Origin of the sequence: Streptomyces sp. NPDC048415, from assembly GCF_040651675.1 — a bacterium.
Lineage (GTDB): Bacteria > Actinomycetota > Actinomycetes > Streptomycetales > Streptomycetaceae > Streptomyces.
The window spans coordinates 17627-37727 of the sequence record NZ_JBEZKJ010000047.1; the positions used below are offsets into that span (position 1 = coordinate 17627).

The following is a 20101-nucleotide window of genomic DNA, read 5'->3' on the forward strand; positions in this document are numbered from 1 at the left end:
TCCCGCTCACGAAAGAGGGCTCATGTCCACCGTCCTGTCCGTCTCCGGCAGCCCGTCCGTCTCCTCCCGCACCGCCAAGCTCCTGCGCCACCTGGACGCCCGGCTCGCCGCCCAGGGACATGAGGTGATCCCGCTCGACGTCCGTACGATCCCCGCCGAGGCACTGCTCGGTGCCGACTTCAAACACCCCGCCATCGTCGAGGTGACCGAACTCTTCGCACGGGCCGACGGCGTCGTCATCGCCACCCCGGTCTACAAGGCCGCCTATTCCGGCGTACTCAAGGCGCTGCTCGACCTTCTGCCGCAGTACGCCCTGACCGGCAAGACCGTGCTGCCGCTGGTCACCGGAGGCAGCACCGCGCATGTTCTGGCGCTCGACTACGCGCTGCGCCCGGTCCTCAATTCCATGGGGGCGGCGCACATAGTCCAGGGCTGGTTCACCCTCGACAAGGACATCATCACGGGTGACGACGGCAGCGTCACCGTGGCACCGGCCACGGCCGAGGCCCTGACCCAGGTGGTCGACCAGTTCTCGGCCGCCCTGGGCCGTACGCCCCTGCTGGCCGCGGCGGGCTGACACGGTGACCGCCAAAGTGATCGCCGACGACGTCGAGGCGCTCGCCGTCGCCGCCGCCCTCGCCGAGGAGTTCCGTGCCGGAGCCTCGGCGCGGGACGCCGAACGGCGGCTCCCTCGCGAGGAGTTGGAGCGCCTGTCCGCCTCAGGACTGCTCGCCGTCACCGTGCCCGCCGCGCACGGCGGAGCAGACGTCCGCCAGGAGACCCTCGCGGAGATCTTCCGGCTGCTGGCCTCGGCGGACGCCAGCCTCGCCCAGATCCCGCAGAACCACTTCGTGTACGTGAACGTGATACGCCGTCAAGGAACCGCGGAACAGAAGGAGTTCTTCTTCAGCGAGGTCCTGGCCGGCCGCCGCTTCGGCAACGCCCAGTCGGAGGCGGGCACCCGGCACGTCCAGGACATCCGTACCCGCCTGGAACAGCGGCCCGACGGCTCCTACCGGCTCACCGGCGTCAAGCACTACTCCACCGGCGCGCTCTTCGCCGACTGGATCCCGGTCCTGGCCCGCGCCGAGGACGACAACCTGCACGTCGCCTACGTCCCGCAACGCCGACGGAGTCACGGTCGTCGACGACTGGGACGGCATGGGACAGCGCACGACGGCCAGCGGCACCGTCCGCCTCGACTCCGTCGCCGTCCCGGCCGACCGCGTGGTTCCCCACCACCTCACCTTCCAGGGGCCGCAACTCCACGGTGCCGTGGCGCAGTTGCTGCACGCCGCCATCGACGCCGGGATCGCGGCGGGCGCACTCGCGGAGGCTGTCGAGTTCGTCCGCACCAAGAGCCGCCCCTGGTTCGAGAGCGGCGTCGACACCGCGGCCGAGGACCCGTTGCTCATCCAGCGCTTCGGCGAACTCGCCCTCCAGGTACGGGCCTGCGAGGCGCTGCTCGGCGCCGCGGCCCGGGCGGTCGACGCGGCCCGCGACGACCTGAGCGACGACTCGTCGGCCGAGGCGTCCATCGCCGTTGCCGCCGCGAAGGCGCACACCTCCGCCACCGCCGTGGAGGTGGCGAGCGCCCTCTTCGAGCTGTGCGGCACCCGCTCCGCCCTGCACTCTCTCAATCTGCACCGCCATTGGCGGGACGCCCGCACCCACACCCTGCACGACCCGGCCCGCTGGAAGGTCCAGCACATCGGCCGCTACGTCCTCAACGGCACGAAGCCACCGCGCCACGGCCTGCTGTAACCCCGGACTCCCCCAAGGCCCCCACGATCGGAGAACGCCGCCGTGTCCCTCACCTTCCACTGGTTCCTGCCCACCAATGGCGACAGCCGTCATGTCGTCGGCGGCGGCCACGGCACTCCCGCCACCGCCTCCGGACGGGACCGGCCGCCGACGGTCGCCTATCTGAGCCAGATCGCCCGCGCCGCCGAGGACCTCGGATTCGTCGGCGCGCTCACCCCCACCGGTGCCTGGTGCGAAGACGCGTGGCTGACCACCGCGATGGTCAGCCAGAACACCGAGCGCCTGAAGTTCCTGGTCGCCTTCCGTCCCGGATTCCTCTCGCCCACGCTCGCCGCGCAGATGGCGTCCACCTTCCAGCGGCAGACCGGCGGACGGCTGCTGCTCAACGTGGTGACCGGCGGCGAGAGTCACGAGCAGCGCGCCTACGGCGACTTCCTCGACAAGGACGCCCGATACCGTCGTACCGGCGAATTCCTCCAGATCGTCCGGGACCTGTGGGACGGCAAGACCGTCGACCTGGCCGGCGAACACCTCCAGGTCGAGGACGCCAGGCTCGCCCGGGTCCCCGACCCGGTCCCCGAGGTCTACTTCGGCGGCTCCTCCCCCCTCGCAGGTGAGGTCGCCGCCCGCCACGCCGACGTCTATCTCACCTGGGGCGAACCGCCCGCCCAGGTCGCCGAGAAGATCGCCTGGATCCGCGGCCTCGCGGCGAAGGAAGGGCGCACGGTGCGGTTCGGCATCCGGCTGCACGTCATCACCCGCGACACCTCCGAGCAGGCCTGGGACGAGGCGCACAAGCTGCTCGACGGCTTCGACCCGGCGACCGTGAAGTCGGTCCAGGCCGGGCTCGCGCGCAGCGAGTCGGAGGGCCAGCAGCGCATGCTCGCACTGCACGGCGGCAGCCGCGACGAACTCGAGATCCACCCGAACCTGTGGGCCGGAATCGGCCTGGTCCGCGGCGGCGCGGGCACCGCCCTGGTGGGCAGTCACGACGAGGTCGCCGAGCGGATCGAGGAGTACCACGCCCTCGGCATCGACGAGTTCGTGCTCTCCGGCTATCCGCACCTGGAGGAGGCGTACTGGTTCGGCGAGGGCGTCCTGCCGCGCCTGGCCGCACAGGGCCTGTGGCAGCACCCGTTCGCACCGACGCCCGCGCCTTCGCTACAGGTGCCCTTCACGAGCTGAGCGCGCTGAGGTGGGCGGTGCGCACCTGGGTCGTCTGCCCCTGCACCAGCAAGAACATTCCCTCCCGGGCAAGCCGCTGCGCCGGGCTGCCCAGGTCCATCGCCCGCCCGCCACCGGCCACGATCGCCGCGGTCGTGGCCGCCCGCATCAGGTCGTACGCCCGAGTCTTGGCCGCCAGCCGTTCCTCGATCCGCTCGGTCGGCACCGGGTGATCGGCCAGCTCGTACGCCTGCCGCCTGACCTCGTCGAGACGCGTGCGCAGCACCCGTGCGGTCTCCTTCGCGGCAGGATCGCCCTCCAGCAGGTCGAGTGCCGACGCGGTGACTCCGAAGACGGCCGGTGAGGCGTTGGTGTTCCTCGGGCGGTCGGTGGCGGCCCACGTCTCGTACGGGGTCCGCAGGGCCACCGCCTCCTCGGGCAGCCACAGACCGTCCAGCTCCAGCGAGACCGTCCGGGAGGCGGTGAGCGCGGCGAGCCGCATCGGCGGGGACGGACGCAGGCCGGGCTGCTCGCGGGCCTCGGTGAACGCGAACAGTGCCTCGTCGGCGTCCGTCACTCCGGCGAGCAGCATGACGTCGTTGAGTCCCCAGCCCGTGTACCAGGGCACCGTCCCGTCGAAGCGCCAACCGCCGCGCTCCCGCGTGACCCGGACCGGGACACCCGGATACGCCCGCAGCTGGGCGTAGGCGACCCCCGACAGCAGTTCCCCGCTCGCCAGCGGACCCAACAGACGCTCGCGCACCGGGAGTTCACTCTTCGCCAGGGTCATCACCGGGGTGTGGTGCTGGGTCTGCACGAACCACGTCGAGCAGCACGCCCCGGCCAGGATCTCGGCGGTCTCCCGGGCCACCGAGGCGGGCGCCGCCGAGCCGCCGTACGCCGCGGGCGCGCTCACCCCGAGCAGTCCCGAGCGCTTGATCGCCTCGATGCTGCTCGCCGGCACGCCGTCCTGGTCCACGCGCTCCGCGCGGGGTGCCAGCACGTCGGCGGCAAGCCGCCTGGCCCGGAAGACGAGCGGGTGCGGTGGGCTGGTCATCGAAAAAATTCTCCCGCTCTCGTCGTGGTGTGTGTCGATTCGGCGGTCTCCCGTTCGTGTAGTCAGTGAAGACCACCACGAGCGAGTACTCCCAAGGAGGACACACCATGAAGTACTACCTCTTGAGCGTGATGCAGCCGCAGGGCGAGCCGCCCGCGCCCGAGGTCCTGGAAGAGATCATGCACAACCTCGACGTCTTCCACGCGGAGCTGCGGGAAGCCGGTGCCTGGGTGTTCGCCGGGGGACTGCACGGACCGGAGACGGCCACCGTGCTGCGGGCCAAGGACGGTGACGTCCTGGTCACCGACGGCCCCTACACCGAGAGCAAGGAGTACCTGGGCGGGATCTGCCTGATCAAGGCGCCCGACCTCGACGCGGCGCTCGAATGGGGCCGCAAGGCCACGCTGGCGACCACGCTCCCCATCGAGGTGCGGCCGTTCATGCACGAGGCCGAGGACTGATGACCGCCACCGCCGCGGAGATCGACGCCGTCTTCCGCGCCGAATACGGCCGGGCGGTCGCCGTCCTCATCCGCTCCCTCGGCGACATCGACCTCGCCGAGGAAGCGGTCCAGGACGCGTTCACCACGGCCGTGGCCAAGTGGCCGGAGACCGGCATACCGCCCAGCCCGGCCGGGTGGATCATCGCCACCGCCCGCAACCGGGCCATCGACCGGCTGCGCCGCGAATCCACGCGAGAGGCCCGGCACGCCGAGGCGGCCCAGCTGTACGCGCCGGACGAACCGTCCGAGGAGGGCCCCGTGCGCGACGACCGGCTCCGCCTGATCTTCACCTGCTGCCACCCCGCGCTGGCGCCCCAGGCCCAGGTCGCCCTCACCCTGAGACTCCTCGGCGGTCTGACCACCCCGCAGATCGCGCGCGCCTTCCTCGTCCCCGAACCCACCATGGCCCAGCGCCTGGTCAGGGCCAAGGCCAAGATCCGCGACGCCGGGATCCCGTACCGCATCCCGCGCGACGCCGACCTCCCGGACCGGGTCAAGGGCGTGCTGGCGGTCGTCTACCTCATCTTCAACGAGGGGTACGGGGGCCGAGAGGACCTCCGCACGGAGGCCGTCCGCCTCGGCCGGCTGCTGGCCGAGCTGATGCCGGACGAGCCCGAGGCCCTCGGCCTGCTCGCGCTGATGCTGCTCATCGAGGCCCGCGGAGCCGCCCGCACGACACCCGACGGCGACCTCGTGCTCCTCTCCGACCAGGACCGCTCCCTGTGGGACCGCGCCCTGATCGCCGAGGGCCAGTCCCTTGTGCGCCGCTGCCTGCGGCTGAACCGGCCGGGCCCGTACCAGCTCCAGGCCGCGATCAACGCCGTGCACAGCGACGCGTCCACCGCCCGCGCCACGGACTGGGGCCAGATCCTCCAGTTGTACGACCAGTTGCTGGCCCTGGCGCCCAGCCCGGTCGTCGCCCTCAACCGCGCCGTCGCGGTGGCCGAGGTCGAGAGCCCGGAAGCCGCCCTCGCCCTGGTCGAGACGCTCGATCTCGACGGCTACCACGCCTTTCACGCCGTACGGGCGGATCTGCTGCGCCGTCTCGGCCGGCACACCGAGGCCGTACGGGCGTACGAGGCGGCCATCGCGCTCACCGAGAGCGCGGCGGAGCGCGCTCACCTCGAACGGACGCGGGCCGCGCTCGTACGACACTGACTCATACGCTGAGCGTCTCCCGTACGGACCGCTCGGCGTCCTGGCCGCCGTCGCCGGACGAGGTGGCCCGGCCCGCCTCGGGCAGGGCCATCACGCCGACTTCGACCGGGCGACGTACTCCACCACGGGGTCGTAGGAGATTCCGCCCCGGCCGTCCGCCGTCACACCACTTCGGTCTCGGCGCGGTCCGCCTCGCCCCACAGGGTGTGGAAGCTCCCGTCGCGGTCGGTGCGCCGATAGGTGTGCGCACCGAAGTAGTCGCGCTGGCCCTGGGTGAGGGCGGCGGGCAGGCGGTCGGCGCGCAGGGTGTCGTAGTACGACAGGGAGGCGGAGAAGGCGGGGACCGGTACGCCCCGGCGGGTCGCCGTGGCGATCACCTCGCGCCAGGGCACCTGGGCGTCCTGGATCTCGGCCGCGAAGCCCGCGTCGGAGAGCAGGCTGACCAGGGCCGGGTCGACGGCGTAGGCGGCCCGGATCCGGTCGAGGAAGGCCGCCCGGATGATGCAGCCGCCACGCCAGATCTTCGCCACCTCACCGAGGTCGATGTCCCAGCCGTACTCCTCGGCGGCGTCCAGGATCATCTTCCAGCCCTGGTCGTAGGCGATCAGCTTCGACGCGTACAGGGCGTGTTCGACCTGGCTGGTGAAGCGTTCCGCCTCGGTGGCGGACAGCTCCCAGGAGGTGCCGCCGGGCAGGGCGCGATACGCGCTGCGCAGCCCGCGCCGGCTGGAGGCGGCCCGGGCGAAGGTCGCCTGCGCGATGGCGGTGACCGGGGAGCCGAGGTCCAGGGCGGTCTGCACGGTCCAGCGGCCGGTGCCCTTCTGCCCGGCGGCGTCGGCCACGATGTCCACGAAGGGCCGCCCCGTGGCGGTGTCGGTGTGCGCGAGCACTTCGGCGGTGATCTCGATCAGATACGAGTCGAGACGCCCCTTGTTCCAGTGCCGGAAGATCTCCGCGATCTGCGCCGGTGCGTACCCGCCGACGCGGCGGAGCAGGTCGTACGCCTCGCCGATCAGCTGCATGTCGGCGTACTCGATGCCGTTGTGCACCATCTTCACGAAGTGCCCGGCGCCGTCCGTGCCGATGTGCGTGGCGCACGGCTCGCCGTCGACCTTGGCGCTGATCGACTCGAACATCGGGCCGAGCGAGGCGTACGACTGTGGTGAGCCGCCGGGCATGATGCTCGGTCCGTTGAGGGCGCCCTCCTCGCCGCCCGAGACACCCGCGCCGACGAAGTGGATGCCGCGCTCGCGCAGCGACTGCTCGCGGCGGCGGGTGTCGGCGAAGTGGGCGTTCCCGCCGTCGATGATCATGTCGCCGGTTTCGAGGAGCGGGGCGAAGTCCTCGATCACCGCGTCGGTGGCCGCGCCCGCCTGCACCATGATCATGAGCCGGCGGGGGCGCTCCAGCGCCGCCACGAACTCCTCGGCCGTCTCGGCCGCCACGAAGGAGCCCTCGTGCCCGAACTCCTCGACCAGCGCCTTGGTCCGGGCGGGAGTGCGGTTGTGTACGGCGACGGTGTACCCGTGCCGGGCGAAGTTCCGGGCCAGGTTGCGGCCCATCACCGCGAGCCCTGTGACGCCGATCTGCGCGGTCGCCTTCATGTGTGCTCCTTGGGTCCGGATCTGCAGTCCCCGCGTACCTGACGGGCGAGCAGACGACTGTCGCTGTACCGATCAAGTACGGACGGCGGGGGCCGAGATGTTCATCTCAGCTCCCCGGGCGAATCCGCCAGCCGTGGTCCACCGGACCGATGCCGCCGCCCAGCGCGAAGCCGGCCGCGATCGCGGCGGTGACGTACTCCTTGGCCAGCCGTACGGCGTCCGGCACCGTGCGGCCCTCCGCCAGGCCCACCGCGACGGCCGAGGCTAGGGTGCATCCGGTGCCGTGGGTGTGGCGGTTGTCGTGGCGCGGAGCGCGCAGCCAGTGCTCCGCCGAGCCGTCGGTCAGCAGGTCGACGGCCTGCCCCGGGAGATGGCCGCCCTTCACCAGCACCCAACGGGGTCCATACGCCAGCAGCCGGTCGGCGGCCCGGCGCATATCCGCTTCATCCCGCACCGTCAGGCCGGTGAGCTGGGCGACCTCATCGAGATTCGGGGTGGCGACCGTCGCGAGCGGCAGCAGCCGGGTGCGTACGGCGTCCAGCGCGTCGTCGGCCAGCAGCCGGTCTCCGTGCTTGGAGACGCTCACCGGGTCCACGACGACCGGGGCGGCCACGTCCGACAGCAACTCGGCGACGGTCATGACCAGGCCGGGCGACGAGAGCATCCCGGTCTTCACGGCCTGGACGCCGATGTCGTCGACGACGCTGCGGTACTGGGCGCGCACCGCCTCCGCGGGCAGCTCCCAAGCGCCCTGCACACCAAGGGAGTTCTGCGCCGTCACCGCGGTGAGCACGCTCATCCCATGGGCGCCGAGCGCCAGCATCGTCTTCAGGTCGGCCTGGATTCCGGCGCCTCCGCCAGAGTCGGATCCGGCGATCGTCAGGACGCGGGGTGGCGGGGTCATACGAGGTGCTCCTCTCGGGGACGGCCGTCAGCCCGCGCACTGCCGCGTGCGGCGGCGCAGGCGCAGGGGGGCGTACACAGCGAGGGCGAGCAGGAACGCCACGTAGTAGGAGAGGTCGGCGCCGTGCAGCGCGTGGGCCACCGGACCCACGTACAGGCCGGTGTCCATGAACGGCACGGCCGCGGCGAAGGCGGCCACGAAGGCCAGCAGCGCGGGCCATCCGGACCGCGGCCGGGTGTCCTCGACCGCCAGGTCGACCGCGGCGCCGCCTCGAGCCCGTGCCCGGGCGATCCAGTCGACGACGACGATCGCGACGAACCCGGGGATCCAGTAGCCGACGAACAGCAGCACGTTCTGGAAGCGGGTGGTGGTGTCGGCGGCGTGCATCCACAGCACCAGCGGGAAGCCGAGCACGGCGGCGAGGGCAGCAGCCACCGGGCGCGGCATCCGCACGCCGACGGTCTGCAGTGCCAGCGAACCGCTGTAGTCGTTCATCGCGTTGCTGCACACGGCCGCCAGCGCCACAGCCAGCAGTCCGAACGCGCCGAGTGTCCCGCCGCCGAGCAAATCGTCCACTCCCGCGGCCGTCTGCACGGTCAGCACGGTCGCGCCCCACAGCCCCAGGGCCTGCACGGCCACGAAGGACACGACCAGGCCGAGCAGAGTGCACCAGAACATGCGGGCACGGGAGGTAGTGCGCGGCAGATAGCGGCTGAAGTCACTCGCGTACGGGGCCCAGGACAGGGCGAGACTGAGCGCGATGGTGCTGGTCAGAGCGAAGGCGCCCGCGCGGTCGGCGCCGGTCGCGGCGCCGCCCGAGGCGGGGTGGACGCCGTCGAGCATCCGCCAGGCGATCACCGTGAAGGCGACGGCGAGGAAGACGGTCATGACAATCTGCAGCCGGTGGATGGCCTCGTAACCCAGGACGCCGAGGGCTCCCTGGGCGAGCATCATGACCAGCACACCGACCCAGAACGGCCAGCCGCACAACCGCGCCAGCGCGTCCCCGCCGAACAGCCCGATCAGCGCGTCCCACGCCACCGACGACAGCCACTGCAGAATTCCGGGAAGCACCACCGACCGGCCGAACGCGAGCCGGGCCAGCGGGAGTTGGCCCGCCCCGGTCAGGCTGCCCCAGGTACTCAGGTAGGCGGTGGGCAGCGCGCCCAGCAGCGTACCCAGGACCACCGCGGCGAGAGCGGTGACGACGTCCAGCCCCAGCGCGATACCGATGGTCCCGGTGAACACGCCCGTCATGGTCATGTTCGGGGCGAACCACACCGTGAACAGGCGCCCGGCCCCGCCGTACCGGTTGCTCTCGGGGACCGGATCGATGCCGTGCCCCTCGACCCGGAGGTCACCGGGAGCGACGGGCATCCGCCCGTCGAAGACGGTCCGCCCGCTGTCGGCGGGCAGCCCGCCGGAAACATGCGCCAAAGGCATGAAGACATCCCTCCGCCAGTACGAACTGGTTCAGGTTCGACGGGTGTGATCTCAGCCCTCGGATGGGGCACCCCGTGTCCGGTACGACGGACACCCTAACCCGCTCGCCTGGCTCATGCGCACTGAGGAGGCGTGTGAGGCCGTATGCCCGGCGCTCCGGCGGCGCCGCCCGCGCCCCCGGCGGACACTGGAGGCAACGACCACGGCTGGCCGAGCCCGGTCACCCCTAGGCGTTCCGAGGAGTCACCGCATGCCGCTGCTCCGGGTGGCGGACCTGAACCTCTCCTACCAGGTCGTCGGCGAGGGAGATCCGCTGGTGCTGGTCCACGGCTCGTGGAACGACCACACATCATGGCAGCCCGCGATCGACGCGGACGTCCGTTCGTCGTTCCGGGTGGTCACCTACGACCGCCGGGGACACGGGCAGAGTGGGGCGGGACCGGCCCAGGGCACGCGGAGGCAGGACGAGGACGACCTCGAGGCCCTGATCGAGCGGCTCGGGCCCGCACCCGCGCACGTGGCCGGCAACTCCTTCGGCGCGGCGATCACGCTGGGGCCGGCCGCGCGCCGCCCCGAGCTGTTGCGCACCCTCACGGTCCATGAACCCCCGCTCGTCGCGATCGTGGCCGACGACCCGGAGGCCATGAGGGAACTGCGTCCGACGCAAGCCTCGATCGACACGGCCCTCAGCCCGCCGAGGTACGCCGGACGTTCGTCCGCAACGCTCCCACCTGGCTGGACGAACAGTCCGACCCCGACTGGTCGACGCTCGACCTCGACGCCCTCTCCCGCTGCACCGCACCGGTGCTGCTGAGCCGCGGCAGTGAGAGCCCGGCATGGCTGTCGACGATCCTCGACCGTCTGGCCACGGCGCTGCCCCGGGCACGGCGGCAGACCATCGAAGGGGCGGGGCACATCCCCCACGTCACCCATCCCCAGCAGTACGTCGCCGCGCTCACCCGCTTCATCCGGGCGGCCTGACGCACACCCCCGGGCCTGCGGGCCCCTCGCGAGCGGAAGGAGGCAGGGTGTCATGACCGTGATCTCCCTGAAGTCCGCGCCGGTGCGGGAAGGACTCACCCTCCCGTATGCGGAAGCCGGTTACCCCGGTGGCACACCAGTCGTCTTCGTGCACGGTCTGGCCGACTCGTGGTGGTCCTTCGAGCCCCTCCTGAGGCGCCTCCCACCCTCGCTGCACGGCTACGCACCCACCCAGCGCGGCCACGGTGACGCCGACCGTCCCGCCGACGGCTACACGCCCGAAGACTTCGCCGCCGATCTCGTCGCCTTCCTCGACGCCGTCGACATCGACCGCGCCCTCCTCGTCGGAGCCTCCACCGGTGGTGTGCCCGCCAGGATCGTCGCGGGCAGCCACCCCGACCGGATCTCGGGCCTTGTACTGATCGGCGCCCCCGGCACCCTCACGGACAAGCCGACGGTGACCGGACTGCGGGAGAGCGTCCAGGGCCTCACCGATCCCGTCCCCCGCGCGTTCATCGAAGAGTTCATGTCCGCCATGCTGGCCCGACCGGTCGCCAGAGGACTCATCGAGACGATGATCGACGAAAGCCTCAAACTCCCCGCGTACGTCTGGAAAGAGACTTTGCGCGGACTCCTGGAAGCCGACCTCCCCGTGACCCTCGCGGGCATCCTGGTGCCCACCCTCGTCATCTGGGGCGACCAGGACGACTTCCTGCCCCGCGGCGACCAGCAGACCATCCTCGACGCCATCCACGGAGCCCGCCTCCTCACCTACGAGGACGTGGGCCATGTCGTCCACTGGGAACAGCCCGAACGCGTGGTCACCGACATCGCCGCCTTCGCCGAGACCATCGAACACCCCGGCGCTCCCGACAGGTCGCACTGAAAGCCGGAGCAGAGCGACTCAGCCCCGGTACAGCACGAGAGCAGACGCAACGGTCGTGTCGTCGCGCGAAACGGTTACCGGAGGGCACTTGACTCGTCGGAGGACCAGGACGCGCGCCATCGATGCGCAGCGACCCGTCTCCATACGAGGGCGTGCAGCCCGGCGTCGGCTGCGAACCCTCAGGACACGCACGTCCATCCGCGAACCCTGTGCGAAACTTCCGCGATGACCTCAGAGACGATCACCGCGGAAGCCGCAGGAACCTGGAAACTCGGAGATCTCACCGTCAACCGCATCGGATTCGGCGCGATGCGGTTGACCGGCAGCGCGGCCTTCCATCACGGCACGCCGAGCGACCGCCGGCGCTCGATCGCCGTGCTGCGGCGCGCGATCGAACTGGGCGTCAACCACATCGACACCGCCGCCTTCTACTTCTCCGCACTGCGCTCCGCGAACGAACTGATCAACACCGCGCTCGCCCCGTACGCGAACGACCTGGTCATCGCCACCAAGGTCGGGCCCTTCCGCGACTACGCGGGGGAGTGGGGCACCTCGGCCCGGCCCGACCAACTGCGGTCGCATGTCGAGGAGAACCTGCGCCAGCTCGGCCGCGACCATCTCGACATGGTGTACCTCCGACGCATGCGACAGGACTCGATCGCCGAGCACTTCGGCGCGCTCGCCGAACTACGCGACGCCGGTCTGATCCGCCACCTCGGCGTCTCCGACGTCGAGACCCGGCACCTCGCCGAGGCGCGGGCCATCGCGCCCGTGGTGGCCGTGCAGAACCAGTACGGGCTCGACTCCCCGGACCCGCGGGCTGACGCCGTCCTGCGCACGTGCGGCGAACAGGGCATCGCGTTCGTGCCGTTCTTCGCGATCGCGGGCCAGGGCGGTGCGCTCGGTCCGAGCGGTCCCCAGGAAGCCGAAGTGCTCGCCATCGCGAAGGCCCACGGCGCGACGCCCGCCCAGGTCCGCCTGGCGTGGACTCTCCAGCAGGGCCCGCACGTACTCGCCATCCCCGGTACCGGCAACCCGGACCACCTCACCGAGAACGTGGCGGCGGGCGCCCTGCGTCTCACACCCGACGAGATCGCCCGCCTCGACGCACTCCACGCGCAGAGCGAGTGAGGCCGAAGGCCCCTCCCCGGCAGTGGCAGGGGCCCTCCGCACCTCCGCCTCAGCCCGCGTACGCGCTCAACGGGTAGTGGTCCGAGAGGTTCGAATACGTGTAGCCCGTGCCCCAACTGGACACCGTCCAGGGCGCGCACTCCTCCTTGACGACCTCGTTCTTCCAGACCGCGGGACGCACGTGACCGGACCGCTGAAGAACGTAGTCGAGATCTTCGCGCGGGTCGCTCGGGTAACGCTCGTGCGCGATGGAGTTCTCCTGGGTGTCGAAGGAGTACGGATGCCCGGTCCGAGCGTCCGCCCCCACCAGGTCGGCGTCGGCGAGCATCGAGGCGTACTCGGTGCCGCGCGAGTCCACGTTGAAGTCACCGGCGACCATGACCTGTTCGTCCGCCGGAATGTTCTTGGCGTCCAGGAACGCGTCGATCGCCTTGAACTGCCGGCTGCGCATCGACGCCGCCTCACCCGCGCCGCACCCCGGATCCGTCGACTGCGCGTGGGTTGCGACCACATGCACCTTGGTGCCGTTCACATTCAGCACCACATAGGCGAACCCCTTGTTGGACCACCAGTCCGCGCCGCACGCGTCCTTGTAGACGTACTGCTCCTTGTGCACGATCGGCCATCTGCTGAGCATGGTCACCCCGCCGTCCTCGGGCGTGGTCGACGAGTACGCCCCGCCCGTCGCGTCCCAGCCACTCCTGCTACGTCCGACGACCGGCGTCTGGTACGGGTACTCGCCCGCCGCCGCGCTCTTCAGCGCGTCCGACGCCGAGTTGTCGAACGCCTCCTCCAGCACGACGACGTCATTCCCGCGGAAGAACGGCGCCTTCGGGATTTCGGCGGCACGGTGGTCCTGCCCCCAGTTCGGGTAGACGTTCTTGCTCATGAGGAAGACGTTGTACGTCAGGACCCTCATCGGCGGCGTCGTCGCGGTGTCCGCCGAGGCGGGCGGGGCCCCGGCGAGCGCCGCGGCGGTGAGCGAGAGGACGAGAAGGGCCGCGCCCTGGGTGCGGCGCGGTGTGGAGAGCGGCACTGGGTCTCCCTGTGGGTGAGAGGGTTGAGTGGCGCCGCACATCAAATCACCCGGGATTACTGTCAGGTAACTCCCTTGCCGGGAAAGGATGTCGCTCAGGAGTCCGTCCAGAAGTGCGCCCGCTGCCGGGGCGGTTCAGCCCAGCTGTTCGTGCAGGAAGGTCACCGTGCTCTGCCAGGCGCGCGCCGCCGACTCGGGGTCGTACGCCTCGGGGCGTCCGTCGTTGAAGAAGGCGTGGCTGGCGGGGTAGAGACGGAAGTCCGGGGTGATGCCGGACTGTTGCTGGATCGCCTCGCTCAGTTGCTCCAGCTTCTCCTTGGGGATGCTTGTGTCGTGTTCGCCGTAGTGGCCGAGGATCTGCGCCTTGAGACCGGAGAAGTCGGGCAGCTCGCCCTGGATCACGCCGTAGAACGGCACCGCCGCGCTGACCCGGGGATCGGCCGCGGCCTGGTAGATGACGAAGCCGCCGCCCATGCAGAATCCGACGGAAGCCACGGTCTTTGAGGTGACCTCGGGCAGAGCCAGCAGATGGTCGACCGCGCCGGAGAGCAGCTCGACGCCCCGCGATACCGGCAGTTCCCTCATCATCCGGATGGCTTCGCCGCTGTCGTGGGCGACATGGCCGCCGTAGAGATCCGGCGCGAGGGCCACGAAGCCCTCGGCCGCCAGTCGGTCCGCCACATTGGCGATGTGCTCGGTCAGACCCCACCACTCCTGAATGACGATGACTCCAGGGCCCTGCCCGGAGGGTGGCAGCGCGAGATAGCCGTGCGCGGTGGTCCCGGCGCTGGGGAACGTCACGTTCTGATTGGCCGGGGCTCCGGTCGACTTCGGCAGCTCGGACATGGCACTCGACTCCTGTGGGGGCAGTGTCGGATGGGGGGCGGCGGGCCGGCCCCTAGTGGATCTCCACGATGTCATGCGCGCGCACGATGCTGTCTCCCGGCGCGTACGACACGGCCCGCCGCTACTTTCTGCAACAGGCTGTAGGCGAGGACCGGCAGTATGACGTGCGGCCGGTCGGGGAGCGTCGTCGTGATCAGGACTGCGCTGGCGCTGCTGTTGTTCATCCCGCAGGCCAGCGTGACGGCGGCACCGGCGGGCGCGTCGAGGCGCAGTACGCGGGCGGTGATCCCGCCCAGCGCGAACGACAGCCCGCAGACGGTGGCGGCGACGGCGAGCGCGGCCGTGAACAGCACGGGTTCGGGGTGGGCGAGGAAGGGGCCGAGGGCGCCGCTGGCGTTGATGTACGTCAGGAGGAGCGAGCCGAGCATCGCCGCGGGGACGGCCGCGCCGAGCAGGCGGGCCAGGAGAGGGCGGGGCAGGGCGAGTCGGCCCAGGATTCCGGCGCCGCAGGGCAGCAACACCCCCGTGAGCGCGAATCCGTTGCCCGCGGTCTGTGCCGCCCCGGCCAGCGTGCCCGCGTACTCGCCGCTCAGCAGCGGGCACAGTGCTGTCACGGTGACCGGCGTGGTCAGGGGGCTGACGATGGTGGAGGCGAGCACGAGGCCGACCGTCGTCGGCTGGTCGCCGTCGCCCTTGCTGGTCCACACGGTGGCTCCGGCCGCGACGGGCATGGCGACGATCAGGATCATCGCGGCTACCAGTCCGCTGCCCCCGTCACTGTCGGGGGACTGCCGCAGTGCGAACGCGACTCCCGGGATGATCAGCAGCGGTGCGACCAGGTGGAGGACGAGCCCGGTCAGCAGTGCGGTGGGACGGCCGAGTAACGCCCGCAGCTCGTGCAGGGGCACTTGGAGGCCCGCGGTGAACAGGACGAGGGACAGCAGGAAATGCGGCGCCGTGAAGGGGACATCGAGCATTGCGGCCGCGCCGATCCGATGTGTGTGGCGCAGCCAGAGACCGGGTGCGGGCATCGTCGCGGCGGCGAGGTAGGCGGCGCCGACGGCCCATCCGAGATGGTTACGGAGCAGAGTCAGGGGGGACTTCGCCCTGGGTGTGCGGTTCATGGCGGCGCTCTTCCGTCGTGGGATCTGGGCGGAGGCGGGGCGCCGATATCGCGGAGTAGGCGTGCGGGGTCAGTCGTGCGACGGCGTATGTACACAGGCTCAGCCAGCAGAGGCTGAACAGCCAGCCGCCCAGGACGTCGGAGAACCAGTGAACGCCCAGGTAGACCCGGGACAGTCCGACCAGCACGGACCAGGAGCCGATGACCAGGACGAGTGATGTTCTGCCGCGTGGTGAGCGTGCGAGCACCGCGAGGATGAGCAGGCCGCCGGTGACGGCCGAGGTGGTGGTGTGGCCCGAGGGGAAGGACCAGCCGGAGGCGTGCGTGGCCCAGTCCACTGTCGCGGGGCGGGACCGGGCGACCAGGGACATCACCTCGTACCGCACGGCCTGCGCGGCGGCCAGAGTGCCGAGGCACGCGGTGACGGCCAGGAGCCGCTGCCGTGCCGTACGCCCAAGGATGAGGCCGGCCACGGCGGCCAGGGCGTACGGGACGATTCCGGTGCCGGTGTAGGTCACCCCGCGGGCCACGGCGAGTGCCACGTCCGGGCGGTGTGCCACCGACCAGGAGGTGAGGTTCGCGTCGCCGAAGACCGGGGCGCCGTCCCGGCCGGTGAGGATCAGCGTGAGCAGCACGAAGGCGACCGTGCTTCCCACCGCCGTGGAACCGGCGAGGTCCGTGGCGTCCCCGCGCGACAGCGCGGTGCGCGGAGGTGCGGACATCGGTGAGGACCCCTTCCGGACGGGCGCGCGGGTGCGGCGGCAGAGCGCGTCCCCATGGGCTACGCGGCTACGCGCCATGTAGATCGTCTACAGAACTGTAGACGATTGGGGAGTGGTGAGCGTTCCCGTTCCCGGACGGGGCGATCATTCCCGGACCACCCCGCGGGATGCCGTACCCTACGTGTTACGTATAACCCTGGAGAGGCCCTGATGAGACGCATCGCCTTGGTCACCCTCGTCGTCGACGACTACGACGAGGCGATCCGCCACTACACCGAAGCCCTCGGATTCCGCCTCGTCGAGGACACACCGCGGCCCGACGGCTCGCGCTGGGTCGTCGTCGAGCCCGACACGGAGGGCCACGGCAGCGGACTGCTGCTGGCCCGGGCCAAGGACGAGGCGCAGCGCGTCCGGGTCGGCGACCAGACCGGCGGCCGCGTGGGCTTCTTCCTGCACACCGACGACTTCGCCCGCGACTACGCGCGGATGCGCGCCGCGGGCGTGACCTTCCTGGAGGAGCCGCGCCACGAGCCGTACGGCTCGGTCGTCGTCTTCCAGGACCTGTACGGAAACCGCTGGGACCTGCTCCAGCCCGCCCAGTAGCCGGACCGCTCCCTGACAGCCCAACCCGCCGAGGAAAGACACGCATGACCGCGCCCCGCATCGACATCGACACCATCCGCCGCCTCCCCAAGGCCGTGCTGCACGACCACCTCGACGGCGGTCTGCGCCCCACCACTCTCGTGGAGCTCGCGGAGACGGTCGGCCACACCCTGCCCACCACTGACCCGCAGGCGCTGGCCGACTGGTACTACGAGGCCGCCAACTCCGGTGACCTGGTGCGCTACATAGCCACCTTCGAGCACACCCTCGCTGTCATGCAGACCCGCGAGGGCCTGCTGCGCACCGCCGAGGAGTACGTCCTCGACCTCGCCGAGGACGGCGTCGTCTACGGCGAGGTCCGCTACGCGCCCGAGCTGATGGTGAACGGCGGACTCACCCTGCCCGAGGTCGTCGAGACCGTGCAGGAGGGCCTCGCGGCGGGGATGGCCAAGGCGGCCGCCGCGGGCACTCCGGTGCGCGTCGGAACGCTGCTGTGCGGCATGCGGATGTTCGACCGCACGCGCGAGATCGCCGATCTCGCCGTGGCCTTCCGGGACGGCGGCGTCGTCGGCTTCGACATCGCGGGCGCCGAGGACGGCTTCCCGCCCGCCGACCACCTGGCCGCCTTCGAGCACCTGCGCAGCGAGAGCGTCCCCTTCACCATCCACGCAGGTGAGGCCCACGGCCTGCCCAGCATCCACCAGGCCCTCCAGGTCTGCGGCGCCCAGCGCATCGGCCACGGCGTCCGCATCACCGAGGACATCGCGGACGGCAAGCTCGGCCCCCTCGCGGGCTGGGTGCGCGACCGCCGTATCGCCCTGGAGATGTGCCCGACGTCCAACCTCCAGACCGGCGCGGCGACCTCCATCGCCGACCACCCCATCACCGCCCTGCGCGACCTGGGCTTCCGCGTCACCCTCAACACGGACAACCGTCTGGTGTCGGGCACGACGATGACCCGCGAGATGGCGCTGCTGGTGGAGGAGGCGGGCTGGGGCGTCGAGGATCTGCGCACGGTGACGGTGAACGCGGTCAAGAGCGCCTTCATCCCGTTCGACGAGCGCAATGCCCTCATCCGGGACGTGGTGCTGCCCGGCTACGAGGCCGCGCTCTGAAGGAGCCCGCGGACGTAGGCGGCCTGTCCGACGTGCTGAAGATCGTCGGACAGGACGCTCACCAGCCGTACGCCGAGGGTGACCGCCGGGGTCCAGCGCTCGTCCACGACGCGTTCGAGGTCCTTGGCGGCCAGCCCGCGCACGAACTGAAGGCTCTGCTCGTGCACGGCGTCGTAGTAGCCGGTCAGCAGGTCGGCCGACTCCACCCGGACCTTGGCCACCTTCTGCGGGGTGTGACCGTACCCGGTGTCCCGGCGGGGCAGATCGAGTCCGAAGCGCTTCTCCCAGCCCTGTGCCAGCCACACCTGGTCGAGCCCGGCGGCGTCGGCGACATGGTCGTCCTGGACTCGGGTGAGATGCCAGATCAGCCATGAGATGGAGTTGGCGGTGTCGGAGGGCCGGGCGTTGAGGTCGTCCGGGGTCAGACCCTCGACGGTGGTATGGACTTCTTCCTGGATGCGGCTGTACGCGTCGATGAGGATGTCCTTCGCATGCATGGATCCACCATCGCGCATCGCGCTGCCTCACGCGTCCGCAATCCAGCTTCCGTGGAAGCCGAGCGGTACGCGGCCGGGCAGATGGACGCGGGCGACCGGCTCGCCGGTGAAGTCCTGGGCGGCCAGGATCACCAGGTCGGCCGCGCCACGGTCGGGATTGTGCACATACGCGATCGTGTAGCCGTCGTCCTCGGCCCGCGCGCTTTCGGCGGGGACGAAGACGGCTTCTCCGGCGGCGGCGTCGCGCGGCAGCCGGTGGACCTGTGTGGTGCCGCGCAGCAGGTCGTGCTTGATCAGCGCGTTGCTGAAGGCGCGGTCGGGCGGATTGCCGTCCGCCGTCAGGTACGCCAGCGTCATGTCGGCGGCCGCCGCCGTGTAGGCGTAACGGTGCCGTCGGGAGACCAAGGCCTCGTGGACACGCGGGAACTCCTGCGGCCGGTCGTCGAGCGTCCTGGTGCGTACGCGTCCGTGCGCCACATCGATGGTCCAGCGTTCGAGCGAGGCGGTGCCCGCCCCGTACGGTCCGTCCGCACCGCGGCCCGCGACGTAGAACGGCGCCGGGTATGTCGTCATGTCGACGACCACGGACGAGCCCTCGTCGTACGCGTTCAGCGTGTGCGAGTAATAGACCGGCGCCACCTCGAACCAGCGGACCGCGCCGCCCGCCCGCGGCAGCAGGCCGACGCGGGTGGGGTGCTTCTCGTTCCAGACGTACGGCACCAGGTCGCCGCGCTCCGCCGCCGCGGGGTCGAAGGTGATGGGCAGGTCGAAGATCACGACGTACTTCTCGGTGAGCGCGAAGTCATGCATCATCGGCGCCTCCGCCACCGGGATCCGCGTGGTCCGCACGACCCGGCCGGTGTGGTCGATGACGTGGTGGCGGACGTGGTCCCAGGTCGGGTAGTAGGCGATCGCGTGCAGCTCGCCGGCCACCGTGTCGAACTTGGTGTGCGCGGTGAAGGCCCCCTTCAGGGTGCCGCGGAAGCCGTACGTGCCCACCGTGTTGAGCTCGTGGTCGAGTTCGTAGGGCAGCGGCCCGCTCTCCTGGAGCGCCAGGATCCGGCCCCGATGGCCGATGACGTGGGTGTTGCAGGGGAAGTCGTCCGGCGGCACCGGACCGGGATAGGGCTCGCCGAGTTTCTTCGCCACGGTGGACGAGCGGACCCAGCGGTTGCGGTACCACTCGGCGCGGCCGTCCCGCAGCCGTACGCCGTGCACCATGCCGTCGCCGAGCATCCAGTGGTGGGCGCGCGGGTCCTCGAGGCCCAGGACATTGGGGCCGTTGCGCAGGAAGCGGCCGTTCAGTTCGCGGGGGATCCGCCCGGTGACCGGCAGGTCGAACGCCGTCAGCTCCTCGGTGACGGGCTGGAACGCGCCCTCCAGGAAGGGATAGCGGCGTGTCTCCTGTGCGCGGGGCGGGGCCGCCGCCGCCCGGCCGCCCATGCCGACGGCGATTCCCGCCGCCGCCGTGACCGCCGCGCCCCGCAGGACCGTCCGTCGCGTGTGATCCGTCATCTCCGTACTCCCGCCTCGCGCCTCTCGTGCTGGACGTCCACGAGTCTGCG

Annotated in this window: 20 protein-coding genes, 1 pseudogene and 1 riboswitch; of the genes and pseudogenes, 11 read left to right on the forward strand and 10 right to left on the reverse strand. The window is 71.0% G+C overall.

From position 1 onward, the window contains the following. Window positions 1-22 precede the first annotated feature (22 nt). From ssuE to AB0D27_RS27010, 3 genes and pseudogenes are all read left to right on the forward strand, one after another. Entirely contained in the window at window positions 23-577 is a 555-nt protein-coding gene (gene ssuE / locus AB0D27_RS27000) for an NADPH-dependent FMN reductase (RefSeq protein ID WP_362513767.1), read from the forward strand. Window positions 578-581: 4 nt separating this feature from the next. After that, window positions 582-1764: pseudogene (locus AB0D27_RS27005) on the forward strand (SfnB family sulfur acquisition oxidoreductase). Window positions 1765-1806: 42 nt separating this feature from the next. Beyond that, entirely contained in the window at window positions 1807-2949 is a 1143-nt protein-coding gene (locus AB0D27_RS27010) for an LLM class flavin-dependent oxidoreductase (RefSeq protein WP_362513770.1), read from the forward strand. Here AB0D27_RS27010 and AB0D27_RS27015 read toward each other — a convergent pair. Beyond that, on the reverse strand, window positions 2939-3985 hold the full coding sequence (locus tag AB0D27_RS27015; RefSeq protein ID WP_362513773.1) for an acyl-CoA dehydrogenase family protein: 1047 nt from the start codon (window positions 3983-3985) through the stop codon (window positions 2939-2941). The genes AB0D27_RS27010 and AB0D27_RS27015 overlap by 11 nt on opposite strands. Window positions 3986-4092: 107 nt before the next feature. On the opposite strand from AB0D27_RS27015, the gene AB0D27_RS27020 reads away from it, so the two are divergent. Beyond that, window positions 4093-4446 carry a YciI family protein gene (locus AB0D27_RS27020; RefSeq protein WP_362513775.1) on the forward strand — a complete coding sequence of 118 codons (354 nt, stop codon included), beginning with the start codon at window positions 4093-4095 and terminating at the stop codon, window positions 4444-4446. Continuing rightward, the gene (locus AB0D27_RS27025) at window positions 4446-5645 is read left to right on the forward strand and encodes an RNA polymerase sigma factor (protein ID WP_362513777.1); all 1200 of its coding nucleotides are present in this window, start codon (window positions 4446-4448) and stop codon (window positions 5643-5645) included. The genes AB0D27_RS27020 and AB0D27_RS27025 overlap by 1 nt, the downstream gene beginning before the upstream one ends. A 161-nt stretch (window positions 5646-5806) precedes the next feature. On the opposite strand, the gene gndA is transcribed toward AB0D27_RS27025, so the two are convergent. From gndA to AB0D27_RS27040, 3 genes are all read right to left on the reverse strand, one after another. After that, window positions 5807-7249, reverse strand: a complete 1443-nt coding sequence (gndA, locus tag AB0D27_RS27030; RefSeq protein WP_362513779.1) for an NADP-dependent phosphogluconate dehydrogenase — start codon at window positions 7247-7249, stop codon at window positions 5807-5809. 106 nt (window positions 7250-7355) lie between these two features. Then, window positions 7356-8153, reverse strand: coding sequence for a bifunctional hydroxymethylpyrimidine kinase/phosphomethylpyrimidine kinase (gene thiD / locus AB0D27_RS27035; RefSeq protein WP_362513781.1), 798 nt, complete (start codon window positions 8151-8153; stop codon window positions 7356-7358). Between the two features lie 27 nt (window positions 8154-8180). Continuing rightward, a complete protein-coding gene (locus AB0D27_RS27040) occupies window positions 8181-9596 on the reverse strand; it encodes a cytosine permease (protein WP_362513783.1) in 1416 nt (471 codons plus the stop codon). Beyond that, window positions 9587-9681: riboswitch (TPP riboswitch) on the reverse strand. Its footprint overlaps the gene before it by 10 nt. A gap of 165 nt (window positions 9682-9846) precedes the next feature. Between AB0D27_RS27040 and AB0D27_RS27045 the strand changes: the two genes are divergently transcribed. From AB0D27_RS27045 to AB0D27_RS27060, 4 genes are all read left to right on the forward strand, one after another. Then, a complete protein-coding gene (locus AB0D27_RS27045; RefSeq protein ID WP_362513786.1) occupies window positions 9847-10410 on the forward strand; it encodes an alpha/beta hydrolase in 564 nt (187 codons plus the stop codon). Continuing rightward, window positions 10332-10577, forward strand: coding sequence for an alpha/beta hydrolase (locus AB0D27_RS27050; RefSeq protein WP_362513887.1), 246 nt, complete (start codon window positions 10332-10334; stop codon window positions 10575-10577). Before AB0D27_RS27045 ends, AB0D27_RS27050 begins: the two co-directional genes overlap by 79 nt. A 52-nt stretch (window positions 10578-10629) precedes the next feature. Then, window positions 10630-11463 (forward strand): alpha/beta hydrolase, encoded by an 834-nt coding sequence (locus AB0D27_RS27055; RefSeq protein ID WP_362513789.1) that lies wholly within the window; start codon window positions 10630-10632, stop codon window positions 11461-11463. A 225-nt stretch (window positions 11464-11688) separates the two neighbouring features. After that, window positions 11689-12594 (forward strand): aldo/keto reductase, encoded by a 906-nt coding sequence (locus tag AB0D27_RS27060; RefSeq protein WP_362513791.1) that lies wholly within the window; start codon window positions 11689-11691, stop codon window positions 12592-12594. Window positions 12595-12643: 49 nt separating this feature from the next. Here the strand turns inward: AB0D27_RS27060 and sph are convergent, their stop codons facing one another. The 4 genes from sph to AB0D27_RS27080 all read right to left on the reverse strand — a co-directional run bounded on the left by sph (window position 12644) and on the right by AB0D27_RS27080 (window position 16321). Then, window positions 12644-13630, reverse strand: a complete 987-nt coding sequence (gene sph / locus AB0D27_RS27065; RefSeq protein ID WP_362513794.1) for a sphingomyelin phosphodiesterase — start codon at window positions 13628-13630, stop codon at window positions 12644-12646. Between the two features lie 135 nt (window positions 13631-13765). Next, window positions 13766-14476, reverse strand: a complete 711-nt coding sequence (locus AB0D27_RS27070) for a dienelactone hydrolase family protein (protein ID WP_362513797.1) — start codon at window positions 14474-14476, stop codon at window positions 13766-13768. 71 nt (window positions 14477-14547) lie between these two features. Continuing rightward, window positions 14548-15600: a sodium-dependent transporter gene (locus AB0D27_RS27075; protein ID WP_362513799.1), complete on the reverse strand. Its 1053-nt coding sequence runs from the start codon at window positions 15598-15600 to the stop codon at window positions 14548-14550. After that, entirely contained in the window at window positions 15554-16321 is a 768-nt protein-coding gene (locus AB0D27_RS27080; protein WP_362513802.1) for a phosphatase PAP2 family protein, read from the reverse strand. Before AB0D27_RS27080 ends, AB0D27_RS27075 begins: the two co-directional genes overlap by 47 nt. 210 nt (window positions 16322-16531) lie before the next feature. Here AB0D27_RS27080 and AB0D27_RS27085 point away from each other — a divergent pair, with 210 nt between their 5' ends. After that, window positions 16532-16924, forward strand: a complete 393-nt coding sequence (locus tag AB0D27_RS27085) for a VOC family protein (protein WP_362513805.1) — start codon at window positions 16532-16534, stop codon at window positions 16922-16924. A gap of 44 nt (window positions 16925-16968) precedes the next feature. Continuing rightward, window positions 16969-18039 carry an adenosine deaminase gene (locus AB0D27_RS27090; protein WP_362513807.1) on the forward strand — a complete coding sequence of 357 codons (1071 nt, stop codon included), beginning with the start codon at window positions 16969-16971 and terminating at the stop codon, window positions 18037-18039. Here AB0D27_RS27090 and AB0D27_RS27095 read toward each other — a convergent pair. Next, window positions 18021-18536: a DUF664 domain-containing protein gene (locus AB0D27_RS27095; RefSeq protein WP_362513810.1), complete on the reverse strand. Its 516-nt coding sequence runs from the start codon at window positions 18534-18536 to the stop codon at window positions 18021-18023. The two genes, AB0D27_RS27090 and AB0D27_RS27095, sit on opposite strands and share 19 nt — an antisense overlap. Window positions 18537-18563: 27 nt before the next feature. Beyond that, window positions 18564-20051 carry a carotenoid oxygenase family protein gene (locus tag AB0D27_RS27100; protein ID WP_362513812.1) on the reverse strand — a complete coding sequence of 496 codons (1488 nt, stop codon included), beginning with the start codon at window positions 20049-20051 and terminating at the stop codon, window positions 18564-18566. Window positions 20052-20101: the final 50 nt, after the last annotated feature.